Source organism: Pantoea sp. V106_11 (genome assembly GCF_029967885.1).
Classification (GTDB): domain Bacteria; phylum Pseudomonadota; class Gammaproteobacteria; order Enterobacterales; family Enterobacteriaceae; genus Pantoea; species Pantoea ananatis.
Genome location: NZ_JASCAK010000032.1, coordinates 43,739 through 62,661, shown reverse-complemented (window position 1 = coordinate 62,661; position 18,923 = coordinate 43,739). Strand labels below are relative to the sequence as shown.

The following is an 18,923-nucleotide window of genomic DNA, read 5'->3' as shown; positions in this document are numbered from 1 at the left end:
GAATAATGTTATGAAGGTGATTCATATTATCAACCTGGATAAAATGGGTGGGGCTGAAAAAATCTTTTTGCAATTTATTAGCGAGAGCAATTTACAAAATAAAATATTTTGCATAAGTAACAATGTAGACCCGAGCATCAAGCAATCTTTGGTCGGTCATGACATTCAATTTGTAAATAAGATTTTCCCTTTTGCTAAAATAAAATTCCCTCCTTTTTTAAGACCAGTTGTCCTTAAAAAACGAATTGAAAGAGAAGGAGCGGATGTGTTGGTGGTATGGGATCTTATACCTCGCTTATCAGGTAAGCCGCGTGACGTTAAAACCGTTTATTATGACCATGGTTCGTCATGGGTATTCGATAATAATCAACGCACGCGTGAATTTATAAATTACATTGATGCCGCTATTGCTCCCAGCAAAGCATCGAAAGCGATGATGCAGATGCGATTATCGATAAGTGTGCCTGTAAAAATTATTCCCAATACATTACCTGTCCCTAAAGCCAATATGAGGCTCAAAACACCTCCGTCAAAGCATGAGTTAATTCTGGGGACTGCTTCGCGACTGGCTGGTGTAAAAGGGATTGCTGTCTCTGTGCTTATGGTGGCTGAGCTACTCAAACGCGATATCAATGCCCGTCTTTTGATTGCCGGAAAAGGGCCAGAAGAAACGCACTTGAGAGCTTTGGTCAAAGAAAGAGGACTAGAAAAACATGTCAGCTTCCTTGGTTATCAGGAGGATTTAGGTGATTTTTATGATTCTATTCACCTCTATATGAGTCTGTCTGTTGCAGAAAGTTTTGGTTTGTCCTGTCTTGATGCACAGTTGCATAAAGTCCCCTGTATTTATTCTGTCGTTGACGGACAACCAGAAGTGAATATACATGAGGTAACCGGAATAGGTATCAAACCGACGCTGAGCATACAAGACTATATTAGCCAGACAGGCTACCCTGCTGATGTTGAAAGAAAGTTTGTATATGATCCTGTAAATAACAAAATTACCAAACCCATGATCGTTTCTTATCTTGATGGTGCAGATGCAATTGAAGGAATATTACAAAAAGGAAACTATTTGCGTTTTCTGGAGGGGATTGAGCAAAGGAATATGATCCTGTCTGACAGAAACGATATGATTAAGAACATCGAAGATTTTCTTACCCAGGTAAAAATGAAATGACGATAAAATTTAAAGTGCCAGCAATAGTACTCGCACTAAATTGTGTATCTTTTTCAACTGCATTGAATGCGTCAACAGTCTGTCGCAATGCACTTTTTATGGCATTCATAATATCATTTTTTGATATTTTTTTGAACAGGCGGAATTTAAAGACAGATAGCGTCTTTTATTTTTCGCTGACGAGTGCCTTCCTCGCTTTAGGACTTATCTTGCATGCTAAGTTTTTCCATTCAATTGTAATGTTTTCAGTTGATGAAAACTATTATTACGTAGCGATTCGCATATTGATGGCGAGCGTTATCATTTACTACCTTGCGCAACAGAAAGAATATATCTCAAAGAATGGTTTTTTGGTTTCCAAGATTTTGATTCTTGTAGGTTTTTTATATGTTTCCGTGCAAGGGATTCTCATTCATTACCAAAACCCGGGTGTCCGACTGGAAATCAAAACTGTTGCGACTACTGTAGCCTATGTCTATGCTATTCAGGCTTTTGCGGCTATATATGTTACTTCGACTTTAAAAACAAAGTTTTCATTTTTATTGAATGTCTTAGTCATTCTTCTTGGGTTTTATGTGCTGTTACTTACTGAGACGCGGTCTGTTATACTAACCTACCCAATATTGGTTTTTGTTTTTTTGGCTCAGTCAAAACTTATTAACAGGAACATTATCTTACTGATGGTTGCAATCATTGCGATCACTTTTTTTATTAATCATAAGCCGTTTTACAATGCTTTCGAAAGAATTGTCTCTACATCAAGTGAGATTAAAGATTATAACGCCAATAATGGAAATACTTCTCTTGGTGCGAGATTTAGTTTATGGAAAGCAGGACTGTATGCTTTTGCAAAACACCCAATGGGTCAAAGTGCAGATCAGCGTTATATTGAGATTAAAAATTATATTGATCAATATGAAAATAAAAATCCTGAAGCATTACGTGCAATAGATTTTCATATGCATAATGAATTCATTGATAGCCTTAGCTTAAGGGGTATTTGGGGCGCTTTGCTACTGGCATCATTCTTTTTTTCACTGGCCTATATTTTCATAAAAAATAATGAAAGTATTGCCGGCGTCATTTTGCTCTTAACGCCTAATTTTATTTATGGCCTGACTGACACTTTATTTATTGATTTACGCTGTGCAATAGTGCTTATGCTGGGGGTACCTGTCTATCTGTTAATTAAAAGACAGGCATAGAAGACAAAACGAGCAGATTGACTCTGCTCGTTTTTTATTTGTCGAGTAACGGACCGAGCGCGTTTGACACCTTCTCTGGAGTAATACTGTTAAGATTGTTATCAGTGGATTTGAGTACGAACTGATTTTGCCCATAACCCCCAATCAAACCCGGATCGGTGGGGCCATATAACGTGATATTGGGCCTGTCTAGTGCGGCGGTCAGATGGCTCAGCCCTGTATCTACCGACACTACGGCATCTGCGCCTGCCAACTGCTGTGCTACGGCTTCAAGAGAAAGCTTAGGCAAGACTTCTACGTGCTCAAAACCTTCAGCCAGACGCAGCGCACGCTGATGTTCATGTTCAGCGCCCCATGGCAGCTTTACACGCAAGCCCGCTGGCCGGACACGTTCAATCAACTCTCGCCAGTGAGCTTCTGGCCAGTGCTTGTTATCACGGGTAGTGGCATGAAGAAATACCAGATAAGGGCTCTCATGCTGTGATAAGGGCTTCAGAAAATGGCCGGCAATTGCATAATCCCCCTGAGACGGGGGTTTATCGTAACCCAGACTTTTAGCAAACAGCTCACGCGTCCTCTCGACTGCATGTTGTTGCTTGCTGATCTCGTGCTTTTTGTCATACCACCAACTGGCGAAAGGTTCTCTCGCACTACGATTGTCCAGGCCGTGCTTAACGCCTTTAGCCAGACGAGTCACAAGCGCGGCGCTCTTAATCAGCCCCTGAGCGTCGATCACGATGTCGTAGTCACGAGACTGAAGCTCACGCTTGAAACGCACGCGCTCTTCACGCTGCAGGCTGCCAAACCAGTGTTTGCGCCAGCGTCGAATGGCGACAGGCAGAACCTTATCCACTGCCGGATGCCAGGTCGGGATTTGTGCAAAATTTTCTTCCACCACCCAGTCAAAGCGTATTCCGGGCAGGGCATGCATGGCATCGGTGAGTGCTGGCAGCGTATGCAGTACGTCTCCCATTGAGGAGGTTTTGACGATCAGGACGTGCATGTCCCCTCCTGGACTTCGCGCAACAACGTGCTCAATGTTTCATGAACCTGTGCGGGCTGAATATCGATAAGACTTTGGTGATAGCCCTGCCCGGCATCGCCTTTGCGTACACGATGATAGCCGCTAATTAAACGGAGAATACGTGCCCGGTCAGACAGAGGCGGCGTAAAGTCAGGGCTGCTGGGACCATATAAGGCGACAAGCGGTCGGTTTAACGCTGCGGCAATATGCATCAGGCCCGAATCATTACTGACCACTGCGTGGCACTGAGCCAGCAGAATAACAGCCTGTTCCAGCTGCGTTTCGCCAGCCAGATTGCGGCAATGCGCACGGCTCGCTTCCGGTAGCGAAGACAGGATTTCTTCACCGGTGGAATGATCTTTTGCCGAGCCAAACAGCAGAATCTGATAACCCTCACTGATTAACTGCTGGGCAAGCGTCGCATAGTGAAAATGCGGCCAGCGTTTTGCCGGCCCAAACTCTGCACCGGGACAAAAACCAATCGTCGGCCGCTCGGGAGTCAGCTGAAACTGCGCGGACGTCTCACTTTTTTCCTGTTCACTGACCTGTAGCTGAGGCGTTAGCAGGGGTTGCGGCAGTTCCCGCGCTGAGCGGACTGGTGAGTCATAAGCCAGAGCCACATAGCGCTCAACCATAAGCGGAAACGCGGCTTTATCCAGTACCCGACAATCGTTTAACAGGCCGTAACGCATTTCTCCGCGCCAGCCAATACGGCGCTTGATCCCGGCAAAAAAGGGAACCAGCGCTGATTTAAAAGAGTTGGGTAAAACATAAGCGCGGTCATAATGGCTGGCCTGGAGCGATTTGCCCAGTCGACGGCGCTCGCCAAGCGCTAACGCGCCATGACCCAGCGGCATCGCCAGCGCCTGATTCACTTCAGGCATCCGTGAAAGTAAAGGACGGCACCACGCAGGTGCCATCACATCAATCACTGCGTCAGGATGTTCGGCCTTTAGGGTACGATAGAGACTTTGCGACATCATCATATCGCCGACCCACGACGGGCCGATCACCAGAATTTTCATTACCGGTATCTATTCCTTTAGACGTTGCGATTTAACCAAACCATATATTCAGAAACGCCCTGTGCCACGGCCTTAAACGGTTTGTCGTAACCCGCTGCGCGTAATTTAGACAGGTCGGCCTGCGTGTAAGCCTGGTAGCGGCCTTTCAGCTTGTCAGGGAAAGGAATGTACTCAATCTGGCCTTTCTGGTGAAAATTAAGCACCGCATCTGCCACTTCCTGGAAGGATTCGGCGCGGCCTGTTCCGCAGTTATAGATGCCGGAAATCCCATTCTCCCAGCACCACAGATTCACCGACACCACATCATCGACATGAATAAAATCACGTTTAAAGCCGTCGCTGCCTTCAAACAGCTTTGGATTTTCATCATTGCTAATCTGCGTGTTTAAATGAAACGCCACGCTTGCCATGCTGCCTTTATGACTTTCACGCGGGCCGTAAACGTTAAAGTAGCGAAAGCCGCATACCGGCGAGGAGGCTTCAGGCAGGATCTGACGCACGTAGTGGTCGAACAGCATTTTTGAATAGCCGTAGACATTCAGTGGCTGTTCGTACTGGCGCTCTTCAATGAAATTCTCATTGCGTCCACCATAGGTGGCGGCAGAAGAAGCGTAAAGGAACGGAATTTCACGCTCAAGACAGAAGTGCAGCAGATCTTTAGAGTACTGATAGTTATTATCCATCATGTACTTACCGTCCCACTCGGTGGTGGCTGAGCAGGCACCTTCGTGAAAAACGGCTTCAATCGGACCAAGATCTTCGCCTGACATGATATAGGTCAGGAATTCTTCTTTATCCATGTAATCAGCGATATCCAGATCGGCCAGATTCACGAACTTGGTGCCATCTTTAAGGTTATCCACGACCAGAATGTCGTTGTGACCGCGATCGTTCAGCGTTTTGACAATATTGCTGCCGATCATTCCTGCGCCGCCGGTTACGATAATCATACTGTTACCTTTAAAGTTTTGAGTTGAAACGGGACATTTCACACGTAATGCCTACATCATAACATTTCATCCCGCTCCAGACAGCCAGATGACTCTGTAAGGTCCTGCACATCCAACAGAATGGCGTGAACTATGCTGCAAAATTAACATTCTTTTGGTCGATTAAGCGTAGAAAGGCGATATGTTCAGTAATATTTGCCAGATTTCCACCTTATCAGGAGCAGGATAATGCCAGCGCATTTTTACCAACATATCCGGCAGCAACTCGACGCCGCCCAGCGTGAAGGTTTATTCAAAAAAGAACGTATTATTACCTCCGCACAACAGGCAGAAATTGAGGTCGGGCCTGATCGTCCCGTAATTAACTTTTGCGCGAATAACTACCTGGGTTTGGCCAACCACCCAGCCTTAATTCAGGCAGCCAAAGAGGGCATGGATTCGCACGGTTTTGGCATGGCATCCGTGCGTTTTATCTGCGGTACCCAGGATATACACAAACAGCTGGAAAAAAAGCTCGCCGATTTTCTGGGAATGGAGGACGCCATTCTTTACTCCTCCTGTTTTGACGCCAACGGCGGGCTGTTTGAAACCTTACTGGGCGCGGAAGATGCCATCATCTCTGATGCACTCAATCATGCATCGATTATTGATGGTGTACGCCTGTGTAAAGCACAGCGCTATCGTTACGCTAACAATGATATGGCGCAACTGCGCGACCGCCTGAAGGAAGCCAGGGATAACGGGGCGAAGACCATTATGATTGCCACGGACGGCGTGTTCTCAATGGACGGCGTGATCGCCAATCTGAACGCCATTTGCGATCTTGCAGACGACTATTCCGCACTTGTCATGGTCGATGATTCCCATGCGGTTGGCTTTGTCGGAAGTACCGGTCGCGGAACGCATGAGTACTGCGACGTCATGGGCCGGGTCGACATTATCACCGGCACTTTGGGCAAGGCGCTGGGCGGCGCATCAGGCGGTTACACTGCTGCCAAAGCAGAGGTGGTGGAATGGCTGCGTCAGCGCTCACGGCCTTATCTGTTCTCTAACTCGCTGGCACCGGCAATTGTTGCGGCTTCTCTTCGCGTGCTGGATTTATTAAGCGAAGGCGACGGTTTGCGTCAGCGCTTGTGGGACAACGCACGTTTCTTCCGCGAAAAAATGACATCGGCAGGTTTTACGCTGGCCGGCGCCGATCATGCCATCATTCCGGTCATGCTGGGAGAAGCCAGCGTCGCGCAGGAATTTGCTCAGTTGTTACAACAGGAAGGCATCTATGTCACCGGGTTTTTCTATCCGGTTGTGCCAAAAGGTCAGGCACGCATCCGAACCCAAATTTCAGCAGCGCACAGCCAGCAGCAACTCGAAACGGCGGTGGCAGCTTTCACGCGCATTGGTAAACAACTTGGCGTCATTGCCTGAGGATTAACCATGAAAGCACTGGCTAAGTTGAAAAAAGAGCAGGGCATCTGGATGGTGACTGATGCGCCTGTTCCCGAGCCGGGTCACAACGATCTGCTGATAAAAATTCGTAAAACCGCCATCTGTGGGACAGACGTACATATTTACAACTGGGACGACTGGTCGCGTAAAACCATCCCGGTCCCCATGATTGTCGGCCACGAATATGTCGGTGAAGTGGTGGCTATTGGTCAGGAGGTTAAAGGGTTTAACATAGGCGATCGGGTTTCGGGTGAGGGGCATATCACCTGTGGGCACTGCCGAAACTGCCGCGCAGGCCGTACCCATCTCTGTCGAAATACCCAAGGCGTTGGCGTTAACCGCCAGGGATGCTTTGCAGAGTATCTGGTTATTCCCGCCTTTAATGCATTCAAAATTCCCGACAATATTTCCGACGAGCTGGCAGCGATTTTTGATCCCTTCGGCAACGCGGTACATACCGCCTTATCCTTCGACCTGGTCGGTGAAGACGTACTCATTTCCGGTGCCGGCCCTATTGGTATTATGGCGGCTGCGGTGTGCCGCCATGTGGGTGCGCGGAATGTCGTGATCACGGACATTAATGACTACCGGCTTGAACTGGCCCGCAAGATGGGCGTGACCTGCGCGGTCAATGTCGCCAGAGAAGATCTGCGTGAAGTCATGCATGCGCTGGACATGAAAGAAGGCTTTGACGTGGGATTAGAAATGTCAGGTGCACCGCCCGCTTTCCGAACCTTGCTTGAGGTGATGAATCACGGTGGGCGGTTGGCCTTACTGGGCATTCCTCCGGGAGAAATGGCTATTGACTGGAATCTGGTGATCTTTAAAGGACTGTTTATCAAGGGCATATATGGGCGTGAGATGTTCGAAACCTGGTATAAGATGGCCGCGCTGATTCAGTCAGGTTTGGATCTCACCCCGATTATCACTCACCGTTACCCGATTGATGACTTCCAGCAGGGTTTTGATGAAATGCGCTCGGGGCAGTCTGGAAAGGTGATTCTGGACTGGACATCGCCTTGATCGCCCGAGTAGCGAGTAAGAAAGATAACGTTTGTCTGCGTAATGTGATTGCTCAGCACCAGGTTTAATGCCTGGTGCTGAGTGTTTTAGAACAGTTCATCAATACGATGATAAAGCGGACTTTCTGTAATGCTTTCACCAATAACGCTCAGCGCACGGCTAGCCGGAACTGGTGCCAGCGGCTGCTTCACTTTACATTCACCAGGCGGCAGGAAGCCCTGAAGTGGCTTGCTGTGTGGTGTGATTTTGGCTGGCGATGCGTTGCCGTTGCGTAGCGGTTCATTCAATAACTGACCCGGCGTCACCAGGGTGATATCTGCGGGCAGCGAGGGCAACATTTGTTGCAGCACCCGCACGGTATTGGGATGCGGATGACCGATCGCAATCGCGTAGCCATCACGCTGGGCCAGACTGACTGCCCGGCTGAACTGCTGTCGAATCGCATTGATGTCCTGACTGTCATCTAAAAATACGCGACGCTTAAGCACCCTGACGTGCGTTCCCTGTGCGGCCTGCAGTGACTGACTGTTACCAATCGTCATGCTGTCGAGAAAGTACAGATTGTACTGATTCAGCGCCTGCATGACTTTTTGCATACCCGGCAGGCTCGATGTCATTTTGCTGCCCATATGGTTATTCAGCCCCACTGCATAGGGGACATTGTTGACCGCACTACGGATGATGCGATCGATTTCCGCGCGGCTCATTTCAGGCGTTAAGGTGTTTTTCTCAAGCGGTTGCTTACTTAACGGCGCCATAGGCAGGTGAATCAGAACTTCACGGCCGCCCTGATGCGCTTTGATGGCCATCTGACGTGCATAGGGCGCATCAGGAAGCACCGCGACAGAGATCGCCTGCGGCATTTGCAGCACTTTATTTTCTTCCGTGGGTCGATAGCCGAAATCATCAATGACGATGGCGAGCTTAGCGGCCTGGGACGCGAAACTGAGCAACAGTCCGCACAGCAAGGCGGTAATCTGGTAACGATGAACTAACACTTATTTTCCCAACCACGGAACTGGATTGACCGCTTTACCCTGACGTCGGATTTCAAAATAGAGCGAAGGCGTGCCGCGACCACCGCTGGTGCCCACCAGCGCAATGGGCTGACCGGCCTTCACCTGGGCACCTACGCTGACGAGGGCGCTTTGGTTATAGCCATACAGACTCATATCTCCTTTACCATGCTCGATAACTACGACCAGACCATAGCCCTGCAACCAGTCGGCCATCAACACACGACCATCGGCAATGGCTTTGACCTCTGTGCCTTCCGGAGCCGCAATGACCAGGCCTTTCCAGCGTAATTCGCCTTGCAGTTCCTCACCGAACCGATGTTCGACGCGTCCGCGTACCGGCCAGATATCCTGACCGTTGGGCCGTCCCAGTCCGCCCGTTCGCGCCATCAGCTCGCGCTCGCTTTGTGTTGGCTGATAACTGGAGCCTTTCGCTTTCGCCTGCACCTGACGCTGACGCACTTTTTCTGCCTCACGTGCCTCACGGGCGGCGCGTTCACGGGCTTCTCGCTCGGCACGAGCGATTTTATCTTGCAGGCGGCTTTCGTTCTGGCGCATCTCAACCAGGTCAGCCTGATCCTTCTGCAGGGCGCTTTCCAGAGACGTGAGCGTTTTTTTACGCGCGGCGCTGGCTTGCTGGAGTTTGTCTTGTTGTTCTTGCTGCTGGGTTAACAGCGTTTTCTGCTGTTGTTGCTTTTGTTCCAGCGAGGCGCGCTGTTGGGCTAATTCCTGACGGGTGGTTTGCAGGGCGGTGATATTTTCCTGACGTGCGGTGTTCAGATAGCCAAAGTAAGCGAGGATACGTTCGCTACGCTGACTCTCTTCACCGCCTAACAGAAGTTGCAAACCTTTGTGCTGCCCCTGGCGAAAGGCGGCGTCCAGCTGTTCAGCAAGCAGCTTTTCCTGCTGGGCCTGCTGCTTTTCAAGACGGGAAACCGAGGCGGTGACCTGGGTAATCTCACCTTTCAGGGCCGACAGGCTGTTACGGGTTTCCCGTAGCTGTCGACTTGCCTGAGCAATGATCTTTTCCTGACTTTGTAGCTGATTCAGTAACTGGCTGCGCTGAACCTTTTGGGCTTTTACGCTTTTTTCTTTTTCGGCAATTTCTTGCTGGATAGATTTCAGCTGGGCTTTGTTGTCATCCGCCGATAAGCCGGGTAGAGGAAACAACAATATGCCCGCATAAAGCAGGCTAAAAGACAGGGCGGACAAGCGTGTAAACAACGGCAGGGGGCGACCGTTGTAACGAGTCCATGTTGGTAGAACGGTTGTCTTTCCCTTCATAGGCCGATGATTATTCCACGATGAACAGTTGCTTACCAGCATTGCCGACCGGCTTTTGCTTTCTCAGTGCGATCCATTTTCATCAGGACAAGGGACAAGCGCCACGACATTTTTGCCATTCAGCCAATTTTTTTGGAAAATGACGCACAAATCGTCACTCTGTCCGCTTAGCGTCTGTACATGCGAAGTGGCGCAGGTATACTCAGAAGCCTTGTTTTAGCTTATTAGCCCGGTCTGGAGTCGTTACCCCTCATGCAAGAAATTATGCAGTTTGCAAGCAATCACCCCATCCTGAGTCTGGCATGGGTCGTCTTACTCGTACTGGTGATTGTGACTACCGTTAAAGGAATGTTCTCTAAAGTAAAAACTATCAGTCGAGGCGAAGCAACCCGACTCATTAACAAAGAGGACGCGGTAGTGGTAGACGTGCGTTCGCGTGATGATTACCGCAAGGGGCACATTTCGGGCGCGATAAATGTGGCTGCAGCAGATATCAAGAAAGGCAGTTTAGGCGAGTTGGAAAAGCATAAAGCACAGCCCATAATTGTTGTATGCGCAACCGGACAAAGCGCGGCAGATCCTGCTGCCCATCTGAGCGCGGCTGGATTTACCCAGGTTGCCGTTCTGAAAGACGGTATCAGTGGTTGGAGCGGCGAAAATCTGCCGTTGGTTCGCGGTAAATAATCATCCTGAGGTCCCTATGGCAAATGTTGAAATTTACATCAAAGCAACCTGTCCTTATTGCCACCGGGCAAAAGCGCTGCTAAGTCAAAAAGGCGTGGCGTTTCAGGAGATTCCCATTGATGGGGACATGGCAAAACGCGAAGAGATGATTAAGCGCAGTGGCCGGACTACCGTGCCGCAGATCTTTATCGACGGTCAGCATATTGGCGGCTGCGACGATCTGATGGCGCTCAACGATCGTGCAGGTTTAGATCCGTTACTTCAGGCGTAATTACGCCAGACATATTAACTTACAGGACTTAGTCACATGTCAGAACATAACACCAACGAAATGCAATTTCAGATTCAGCGCGTTTACACGAAAGACATTTCTTTTGAAGCGCCGAACGCGCCACAAGTGTTTCAGAAAGAGTGGGAACCAGACGTTAAGCTGGATCTGGACACGGCTTCTTCGCAGCTGGCTGATGAAGTGTATGAAGTGGTGCTGCGTGTGACTGTAACCGCGACCGTTGGCGAAGATACCGCTTTCCTGTGTGAAGTGCAGCAGGCGGGCATTTTCACCATCGGCGGTATCGACGGTACTCAGATGGCGCATTGCCTGGGCGCTTACTGCCCGAATATTCTGTTCCCTTATGCCCGTGAATGCATCACCAGTCTGGTTTCTCGTGGTACGTTCCCGCAGCTTAACCTCGCGCCGGTGAACTTTGATGCGCTGTTTATGAACTATCTGCAGCAGCAGCAAGGCGAAGAAGGTGCCGCGCAACATCAGGATGCCTGATGACTACTCACGCTTCGATTAGCGTCATCGGTGCCGGTTCGTACGGCACCGCTTTGGCGATTACGCTGGCCCGTAATGGCCATCCCGTGTTGTTGTGGGGGCATAATCCCGCCCACATGGCACAGCTGCAGTCAGACCGCTGCAATCTCGCTTTCCTGCCTGATGTTCCCTTTCCCGATAATCTGACGATTGAACCCGATCTCGCCAGGGCCATTGCGGCCAGCCGCGATCTACTGGTGGTCGTACCCAGCCACGTCTTTGGCGAAGTGCTGACGCAGATCAAACCTGGCTTACGTGAGGACTCGCGTATCGTCTGGGCGACGAAAGGGCTGGAAAAAGAAACCGGTCGTTTGCTGCAGGACGTCGCCCGGGAAATCCTGGGTGAGGCCATTCCGCTGGCGGTGATATCTGGCCCAACCTTCGCGAAAGAACTGGCCGCGGGTTTACCTACGGCGATTGCGCTGGCGGCAACCGATACGCAGTTTGCGGATGATTTGCAAACGCGGTTGCACTGCGGCAAAAGTTTCCGCGTGTATAACAATCCCGATTTTATCGGGGTTCAGCTGGGTGGCGCGGTTAAAAATGTGATCGCGATTGGTGCTGGGATATCGGACGGTATCGGATTTGGCGCGAATGCACGAACGGCATTAATCACCCGTGGACTGGCAGAGATGAGCCGTCTTGGCGCAGCGTTGGGTGCCGATCCCACGACGTTTATGGGGATGGCAGGCCTGGGCGATCTGGTGCTGACCTGTACCGATAATCAGTCGCGTAACCGCCGCTTTGGCATGATGTTGGGGCAGGGCGAAGAGGTCGATGGCGCACAACGCATTATCGGACAAGTTGTAGAAGGTTACAGAAATACGAAAGAAGTCAAAGCGCTGGCTGCACGTGTCGGGGTTGAAATGCCCATTACGGAGCAGATTTATCAGGTGCTCTATTGCGGAAAACCGGCACGAGATGCAGCATTAAGCCTGCTGGGGCGTTCGAGGAAGGACGAAAACAGTACAAACTAAAGCAGGAAGCCAGGCATCATCACCTGCAGCGCCGATCAAGGCGCTTTTTTATCGGGAGAAAACAGCATGTCGTCTGATGAGTTAGAACTGGTCTGGGACAATATCAAGGCGGAAGCACGCGCGCTGGCAGACTGCGAGCCGATGCTGGCCAGCTTTTACCATGCGACATTGCTTAAGCATGAGAATCTTGGCAGTGCTCTGAGCTATATGCTGGCCAATAAGCTGGCGAATCCGATCATGCCTGCTATCGCTATTCGTGAAGTGGTAGAAGAAGCATACCGTGAAGATCCCTCAATGATTGCGTCTGCTGCTTGTGATATTCAGGCGGTTCGCCTGCGCGACCCTGCGGTTGATAAATACTCCACGCCGCTGCTTTATCTGAAAGGCTTTCATGCGCTTCAGGCGCATCGTATCGGGCACTGGCTGTGGAATGAAGGCCGACGCGCTCTGGCCGTTTATCTGCAAAACGAAGTCTCAGTCTCCTTTGCGGTTGATATTCACCCGGCTGCCAAAATTGGTCATGGGATCATGCTGGATCATGCCACCGGGATTGTGATCGGTGAAACCGCCGTTGTGGAAAATGATGTATCAATCCTGCAGTCAGTAACGCTTGGCGGCACCGGAAAAACCAGCGGCGACCGCCATCCGAAAATTCGTGAAGGGGTGATGATTGGCGCGGGTGCGAAAATCCTCGGTAATATCGAGGTAGGCCGTGGTGCCAAGATTGGTGCCGGCTCCGTGGTGTTGCAATCTATCCCTCCACATACCACCGCCGCCGGGGTTCCTGCGCGCATCGTCGGTAAGCCCGGCAGTGAAAAGCCGTCAATGGATATGGATCAACACTTTAACGGTAACGGTGCAGGCTTCCAGTTTGGCGATGGTATTTAAGATTTAATCAGTGCGCCAGCATAGTCGAGTTGGCGCCACGCTTCGTAAACCACTACCGATACCGCGTTGGACAGGTTCATGCTACGGCTTTCCGCCATCATCGGAATGCGGATTTTCTGCGCTGCGGGCAGAGCCTGTAATATCTCTGCGGGTAACCCGCGGCTTTCCGGTCCAAACAGCAAATAATCCCCAGACTGATAGTTGACCGCACTGTGTGCGGGCGTGCCTTTGGTGGTCAGCGCAAACAGGCGCTCAGGCTGCTCGGTAGCGATGAAAGCCTGATAGTCAGCATGAAATTTGATCGCGGTAAATTCGTGATAGTCCAGCCCGGCGCGACGCAGGCGCTTATCGTCCCAGGCAAAGCCCAGTGGCTCAATCAGGTGGAGCTGAAAACCGGTATTGGCGCACAGGCGAATAATATTGCCGGTGTTAGGTGGGATTTCTGGTTCAAATAATACGATGTTAAGCATAAGGCCCCCGATAACGAGGGCCGAAGCATAGCAAATTATTGCCTTGCAGAGGAGTAAAGTGGCAGCCAGATAGTGAGGCGCAGTCCACCCAGTGGGCTGTCATCCGCTTTGACCCACCCGCGATGTTGCTGTATTGCCGTTTCCACGATCGCCAGCCCCAGGCCGGTACCGCCGGATTCCCTGTCCCGCGCTTCATCAGTGCGGTAGAAAGGACGAAATATCTGCTCGCGATCCTCCGGGCTGACGCCAGGACCGTCATCGTCAACGTGCACGGTAATACCCGAGATATCCACGGAAAAACTGACGCTGATATGCGTGTGCGAGTAGCGCAACGCATTACGGACGATGTTCTCCAGCGCGCTTTCCAGCGCATGTGGGTTGCCGTATAGCGGCCAGGGGCCTGGAGGATAAGGAATCTCCAGCGTCTTGCCCATTTGTTCCGCTTCAAACCTGGCGTCTTCCAGCACGTCATTCCAGAGCTGGTTTGCCTTCATGGCTTCGCTAACCAGCGCGTTCTTATGCTGGGTTCTCGACAGCACCAACAGGTCATTAATCATGCCGTCAAGCCGCTGAGCTTCCATCTCAATGCGCTCCAGCTCTTTGCCTTCACCCTGACGGCGACGCAGCAGGGCGGTAGCCAGCTGAAGTCTCGTCAGCGGCGTACGCAATTCGTGGCTGATATCGGAAAGCAGACGTTGCTGACCGTTCATCATGCGCTCCAGCGCACTCACCATTTGATTGAAGCTGGAACCGGCGGCCAGAAACTCCTGCGGGCCCGATTCCAGTTCAGGATGTTGACGCAGGTTGCCGCTGGCCACTTCATCCGCAGCGTATTTGAGTTTACGTGCAGGACGCGCCAGGCTCCACGCCAGCCAGAGCAGAAGCGGTGAGCTAATCAGCATGGTAACGATAAGCAGTAGCAAAGGCCGGTCAAACAGCAGGTTGATAAAGTCCAGTTGAGAACTGCTGGCAGGCCGAATCAGGTAAAGCTGATAGTTATCCTCCCCATCCCGAACGGCGAAAGGGCCCACCATTTCGACGCGACCATACTTTTTCTTCTGTGGATGATCGGCATTGTCTGACTGACCGATGAAGTTACGGATAACCTGCATTTCATTATGTTGCGCGCCAATAACCCGGCCTTCGCTGGTGACTAACAGCAAGCGCTGACCGGGCGGTGCCCATTTCTCAATCGCGCGAAATAAGCGCCGCCACCACATCAAATCGTTAGGGGGATCGCGCATTAACTCCGCTTCAACGTGCTGCTCTATCATCGTCCCCTGACGCTGCTCACTCTCCATCAGCGACGTCATCTGACGTGAATCAAGCTTGGGTACCATGAGCACCAGCATCAATACCAGTGCCAGCGTCAGCCAGAAAATAGCAAAGATGCGGGTAGTCAAACTTCCTATCATGATGCAGAAACCATCAGATAGCCGCGGCCACGTAATGTCTTAAACCACGGATGTCCGTCACGGCGGTCAGGGAGCTTACGGCGCAGGTTAGAGATGTGCATGTCAATGGCGCGGTCAAAAGGCGTAAGGCGTTTGCCCAGCACTTCCTGGCTAAGGTGCTCGCGAGAGACAACCTGCCCAAGATGCTGTGCCAGAAGATAAAGCAGGGTGAATTCCGTTCCGGTGAGATCCAGCGTCTCGCTGTCGAAACTGGCTTCCTGACGGCCCGGATTCAGGCGCAGGCAGTCAACTTCCAGCGTGGGTGAACTATTATCGTGCTGCTGCTGCTGTTCACTCCAGTTTGAACGACGCAGGATAGCGCGAATACGCGCGACCAGCTCACGATCGTTAAAGGGTTTAGGCAGATAGTCATCGGCACCCAGTTCAAGGCCCAGCACGCGATCCAGTTCGCTTCCGCGTGCGGTAAGCATAATGACGGGCGTCTGATATTGCTGGCGTAATTCTTTCAGGGTGTCGATACCGTTTTTCTTCGGCATCATGACATCCAGTAAAAGCAGATCAATTGAGTTATCAAGCAGGTTCAACGCTTGTTCACCATCGCTGGCGACCACGACTTCAAACCCTTCCATTTCCAACAGCTCTTTCAAAAGCGAAGTTAATTCGCGGTCATCATCTACCAACAGGATTTTATTCATTTTTGTAGCCCTCCGCAGGCAAAATAGCGTGTTCCCATGATACCAATCCATCGATTTACGTACTTTTACACCCCCTGACGGATGTTTGCAGCTATCGCCGTACACTGGCTATCGTTGAATCGCAAAACAGAACGAACTGGAGTAAACGATGCGCAAATTAACCGCCGTCGTTATTGCCTCAGCGATGGTTCTCTGTAACGCCAGCGCAAGAGCAGCAGAGCCGATGGCGCCTGATGATGTGCATCACGGCGAATTTACGACAGGCAGTATGACGCAAAATTCGCAAAGTCACATGTTCGACGGCATTGAGTTGACGGAACATCAACGGCAGCAGATGCGTGACCTTATGCAGCAAGCCCGACACGATCGTCCGGCAACGAATATTGATGATATCGCAGCCATGCATGATTTAGTGACTGCAGATAATTTTAACGAAGCGGCCATCCGCAGTAAGGCAGAAGCCATTGCCAGAGTTCAGGTAGAGCAGCAGGTTGAGATGGCGCGCGTTCGTAATCAGATGTACCACCTGTTAACGCCGGAGCAGCAGGCCGCGTTACAAAAGAATTATGAGCGGCGTATAAATTCATTACGCAAGCTTTCGAATCTGCAGCCAGCATCATCGCTGCAACCCGTGAGTCGTACCAGTAGTAACCAGTAGTAAATAGTATCCCTGTTTTCCTTGCCATAGACACATCCCTGTCTTCCCCCTCATGATGAGGGGGTTTTTTTTATCAGGTACTTATCAAAAAATCCTTTAAAATCAGGGCTGCTTAAAAACACGCTAAGCATTTGCAGACAGGTATAAGCGCCGCTGGTGTAGACAATATGTAGACAACATTAGCTACACATTGAGGCCACCTTCAAGCGGATTACGCGTAATCGCATCCCTCAAATCGTTAGGTGCAAGATGGGCATAAGCTGCCGTTTGCTCAATCCTCGCATGGCCTAAAATCGCCTGTACCGATATGAGATTTCTGCCGTCTATCATGACCAACGACTGAACGTATGCCGCAAGATATGCATAGCTTGATGCCTGGGTATATCTGGCTTCGCCAGTTCATTAATTTGCAGAATTGTTCCTGGCTCACTTTGAACCAAAGATCCCTTTTCATCTCAAGATGTTTTTCATCTGCGATTTATCATTTACGATGAATTTACAATTTATCGGATAGTTAAAAAAATAGAAAACACCGTTGGTTTTATTCCTTTTTTTCAGGGGGCTGTTTTTCTTGCGCGTTTTTCCATCGAAGATATTTCACTTTTCTTTCATCTTTTAAATACATGATAAGTAAAACTTATTTAACTTCCTGCTTTGTTTTTATTTATATTTCAATCAGCTGCAAATATCCCGCTCCGCTTGCACGCTAATTGCGCAGTTCTACACTTAAGTTGTCTCAGCATGGAAGCCGATGTACTTACGAAATTAACGGAGAGCAGCAACCACATCATGTAGTCCGAATTAACCTATTAACGGAGTAAATTATGGCAGAGCATCGTGGTGGTTCAGGTAATTTCGCAGACAACCCGCAAAAAGCGTCTGAAGCCGGTAAAAAAGGCGGTAAGAGCAGCGGCACTGGCGGCGGCGGTAATTTTAAAAATAACCCCGAAAAAGCCTCCGAAGCGGGTAAGAAAGGCGGCAAAAAGTAACGGCTGCTAAGCACTGAACCAAATCTGCACGTTGATTTGGCGCTTACCCAAGGTAGGCAATTCGCCCCGTCTCTCTATGAGGACGGGGCGAAGTATTTTTTTTCCCTTCAGAAATGCCATTTCATCCTGCTTCTTCGCCGTTCAGACAGTCAGGCGCGACGCCTTCTGTAGTGTTAAACTTAGCCTTTCTCTCATACTGCGTTACGTTTCAGTAATATGTCTATGGAGTTTGGCATGCAGGCTTCGTACGGAAAGTTAATCCAGTCTGCGGCAGTCGCGGCGACGCTGCTGGCTTCCGTCTTGTTGGTTGTGAAGATTTTTGCCTGGTGGTACACCGGATCGGTTAGCCTGCTGGCCGCGCTGGTCGATTCCCTGGTGGATATTGCCGCCTCGCTGACCAACCTGCTGGTAGTGCGTTATTCCTTACAGCCCGCCGATGACGATCATACATTTGGGCATGGTAAAGCGGAGTCGCTGGCCGCGCTGGCCCAAAGCATGTTCATTTCGGGTTCAGCCCTTTTCCTCTTTCTTACGGGTATTCAACATCTCGCTTCCCCTAACGAACTGCGCTCGCCGGGCATCGGAATTGTTGTCACCGTCGTAGCGCTGGTTTCGACATTAGTACTGGTCACCTTCCAGCGCTGGGTCGTGCGTAAAACCCGGAGTCAGGCCATTCGCGCAGATATGCTGCACTATCAGTCAGATGTGTTTATGAACGGGGCTATCCTGGTGGCGCTGATATTAAGCAGTTACGGTTTCACGCGCGCTGATGCACTGTTTGCGTTAGGGATTGGCGTCTATATTCTTTTTAGTGCGCTGCGGATGGGCCATGAAGCCGTTCAGTCTTTACTGGACAGAGCATTACCCGATGAAGAGCGGCAACAAATTATTGCGATTTCCCTCAACTGGCCGGGTGTGCAGGGCGTACACGATGTGCGTACGCGTCAGTCCGGCCCGACAAAGTTTATCCAGCTTCACGTTGAGCTCGAAGATCAGTTACCGCTCGTCCAGGCTCATCGTATTGCCGATCAGGTAGAGAAAGCGCTGCGAAAAGCGTTTCCCGGTTCTGACGTCATTATTCATCAGGATCCCTGTTCTGTGGTACCGTTTGAAAAGCAGGATTCTTTTAACTTTTAACTTACATGAATTAAGTTAATAAAATGGAAACGGCACGTTT

The 18,923-nt window shown here is 50.4% G+C and carries 20 protein-coding genes; 12 read left to right on the top strand and 8 right to left on the bottom strand.

Annotated elements, in window-relative coordinates:
- Positions 1 to 10: 10 nt before the first annotated feature.
- Together QLG08_RS17090 and QLG08_RS17085 are read left to right on the top strand one after the other, a co-directional pair.
- Complete coding sequence (locus QLG08_RS17090; RefSeq protein ID WP_078829337.1) at positions 11 to 1,180, top strand: glycosyltransferase; 1,170 nt, start codon at positions 11 to 13, stop codon at positions 1,178 to 1,180.
- Positions 1,177 to 2,385 (top strand): O-antigen ligase family protein, encoded by a 1,209-nt coding sequence (locus tag QLG08_RS17085; RefSeq protein ID WP_078829336.1) that lies wholly within the window; start codon positions 1,177 to 1,179, stop codon positions 2,383 to 2,385. The genes QLG08_RS17090 and QLG08_RS17085 overlap by 4 nt, the downstream gene beginning before the upstream one ends.
- A 34-nt stretch (positions 2,386 to 2,419) precedes the next feature.
- Here the strand turns inward: QLG08_RS17085 and rfaC are convergent, their stop codons facing one another.
- The 3 genes from rfaC to rfaD are packed head-to-tail and all read right to left on the bottom strand — an operon-like array spanning position 2,420 to position 5,384.
- Positions 2,420 to 3,388, bottom strand: coding sequence for a lipopolysaccharide heptosyltransferase RfaC (gene rfaC, locus QLG08_RS17080; RefSeq protein WP_078829335.1), 969 nt, complete (start codon positions 3,386 to 3,388; stop codon positions 2,420 to 2,422).
- Positions 3,376 to 4,434 carry an ADP-heptose--LPS heptosyltransferase RfaF gene (rfaF, locus tag QLG08_RS17075; protein ID WP_014604755.1) on the bottom strand — a complete coding sequence of 353 codons (1,059 nt, stop codon included), beginning with the start codon at positions 4,432 to 4,434 and terminating at the stop codon, positions 3,376 to 3,378. The genes rfaC and rfaF overlap by 13 nt, the downstream gene beginning before the upstream one ends.
- 17 nt (positions 4,435 to 4,451) lie before the next feature.
- Positions 4,452 to 5,384: an ADP-glyceromanno-heptose 6-epimerase gene (rfaD, locus tag QLG08_RS17070; RefSeq protein ID WP_078829334.1), complete on the bottom strand. Its 933-nt coding sequence runs from the start codon at positions 5,382 to 5,384 to the stop codon at positions 4,452 to 4,454.
- A gap of 228 nt (positions 5,385 to 5,612) precedes the next feature.
- On the opposite strand from rfaD, the gene kbl reads away from it, so the two are divergent.
- Both kbl and tdh read left to right on the top strand, forming a co-directional pair.
- Positions 5,613 to 6,809, top strand: a complete 1,197-nt coding sequence (gene kbl / locus QLG08_RS17065) for a glycine C-acetyltransferase (protein ID WP_014594894.1) — start codon at positions 5,613 to 5,615, stop codon at positions 6,807 to 6,809.
- A gap of 9 nt (positions 6,810 to 6,818) precedes the next feature.
- Positions 6,819 to 7,853: an L-threonine 3-dehydrogenase gene (tdh, locus tag QLG08_RS17060; RefSeq protein ID WP_013027720.1), complete on the top strand. Its 1,035-nt coding sequence runs from the start codon at positions 6,819 to 6,821 to the stop codon at positions 7,851 to 7,853.
- Between the two features lie 86 nt (positions 7,854 to 7,939).
- On the opposite strand, the gene QLG08_RS17055 is transcribed toward tdh, so the two are convergent.
- Together QLG08_RS17055 and envC are read right to left on the bottom strand one after the other, a co-directional pair.
- Positions 7,940 to 8,851 carry a divergent polysaccharide deacetylase family protein gene (locus QLG08_RS17055; RefSeq protein WP_019105398.1) on the bottom strand — a complete coding sequence of 304 codons (912 nt, stop codon included), beginning with the start codon at positions 8,849 to 8,851 and terminating at the stop codon, positions 7,940 to 7,942.
- On the bottom strand, positions 8,852 to 10,153 hold the full coding sequence (gene envC, locus QLG08_RS17050) for a murein hydrolase activator EnvC (RefSeq protein ID WP_019105399.1): 1,302 nt from the start codon (positions 10,151 to 10,153) through the stop codon (positions 8,852 to 8,854).
- A gap of 252 nt (positions 10,154 to 10,405) precedes the next feature.
- Here envC and QLG08_RS17045 point away from each other — a divergent pair, with 252 nt between their 5' ends.
- From QLG08_RS17045 to cysE, 5 genes are all read left to right on the top strand, one after another.
- Positions 10,406 to 10,837, top strand: coding sequence for a rhodanese-like domain-containing protein (locus QLG08_RS17045; RefSeq protein WP_013027717.1), 432 nt, complete (start codon positions 10,406 to 10,408; stop codon positions 10,835 to 10,837).
- A gap of 16 nt (positions 10,838 to 10,853) precedes the next feature.
- On the top strand, positions 10,854 to 11,108 hold the full coding sequence (gene grxC / locus QLG08_RS17040) for a glutaredoxin 3 (protein WP_013027716.1): 255 nt from the start codon (positions 10,854 to 10,856) through the stop codon (positions 11,106 to 11,108).
- A gap of 36 nt (positions 11,109 to 11,144) precedes the next feature.
- Positions 11,145 to 11,615: a protein-export chaperone SecB gene (gene secB / locus QLG08_RS17035; RefSeq protein WP_013027715.1), complete on the top strand. Its 471-nt coding sequence runs from the start codon at positions 11,145 to 11,147 to the stop codon at positions 11,613 to 11,615.
- Positions 11,615 to 12,631: an NAD(P)H-dependent glycerol-3-phosphate dehydrogenase gene (gene gpsA / locus QLG08_RS17030; protein ID WP_013027714.1), complete on the top strand. Its 1,017-nt coding sequence runs from the start codon at positions 11,615 to 11,617 to the stop codon at positions 12,629 to 12,631. The genes secB and gpsA overlap by 1 nt, the downstream gene beginning before the upstream one ends.
- A 66-nt stretch (positions 12,632 to 12,697) precedes the next feature.
- On the top strand, positions 12,698 to 13,519 hold the full coding sequence (gene cysE / locus QLG08_RS17025; protein WP_013027713.1) for a serine O-acetyltransferase: 822 nt from the start codon (positions 12,698 to 12,700) through the stop codon (positions 13,517 to 13,519).
- On the opposite strand, the gene trmL is transcribed toward cysE, so the two are convergent.
- From trmL to cpxR, 3 genes are read right to left on the bottom strand one after another with little or no spacing between them, the layout of a single operon-like run.
- Positions 13,516 to 13,989: a tRNA (uridine(34)/cytosine(34)/5-carboxymethylaminomethyluridine(34)-2'-O)-methyltransferase TrmL gene (gene trmL, locus QLG08_RS17020; RefSeq protein ID WP_013027712.1), complete on the bottom strand. Its 474-nt coding sequence runs from the start codon at positions 13,987 to 13,989 to the stop codon at positions 13,516 to 13,518. The genes cysE and trmL overlap by 4 nt on opposite strands.
- 35 nt (positions 13,990 to 14,024) lie before the next feature.
- On the bottom strand, positions 14,025 to 15,404 hold the full coding sequence (gene cpxA, locus QLG08_RS17015; protein ID WP_013027711.1) for an envelope stress sensor histidine kinase CpxA: 1,380 nt from the start codon (positions 15,402 to 15,404) through the stop codon (positions 14,025 to 14,027).
- Entirely contained in the window at positions 15,401 to 16,099 is a 699-nt protein-coding gene (gene cpxR / locus QLG08_RS17010; RefSeq protein WP_014604760.1) for an envelope stress response regulator transcription factor CpxR, read from the bottom strand. The genes cpxA and cpxR overlap by 4 nt, the downstream gene beginning before the upstream one ends.
- Before the next feature lie 148 nt (positions 16,100 to 16,247).
- Here cpxR and cpxP point away from each other — a divergent pair, with 148 nt between their 5' ends.
- The 3 genes from cpxP (at position 16,248) to fieF (ending at position 18,883) form a co-directional block, all read left to right on the top strand.
- Positions 16,248 to 16,757 (top strand): cell-envelope stress modulator CpxP, encoded by a 510-nt coding sequence (gene cpxP, locus QLG08_RS17005; RefSeq protein WP_013027709.1) that lies wholly within the window; start codon positions 16,248 to 16,250, stop codon positions 16,755 to 16,757.
- A gap of 824 nt (positions 16,758 to 17,581) precedes the next feature.
- The gene (locus tag QLG08_RS17000; protein WP_013027707.1) at positions 17,582 to 17,746 is read left to right on the top strand and encodes a KGG domain-containing protein; all 165 of its coding nucleotides are present in this window, start codon (positions 17,582 to 17,584) and stop codon (positions 17,744 to 17,746) included.
- Positions 17,747 to 17,980: 234 nt separating this feature from the next.
- Complete coding sequence (fieF, locus tag QLG08_RS16995) at positions 17,981 to 18,883, top strand: CDF family cation-efflux transporter FieF (RefSeq protein WP_014604761.1); 903 nt, start codon at positions 17,981 to 17,983, stop codon at positions 18,881 to 18,883.
- The last annotated feature ends 40 nt before the right edge of the window (positions 18,884 to 18,923 follow it).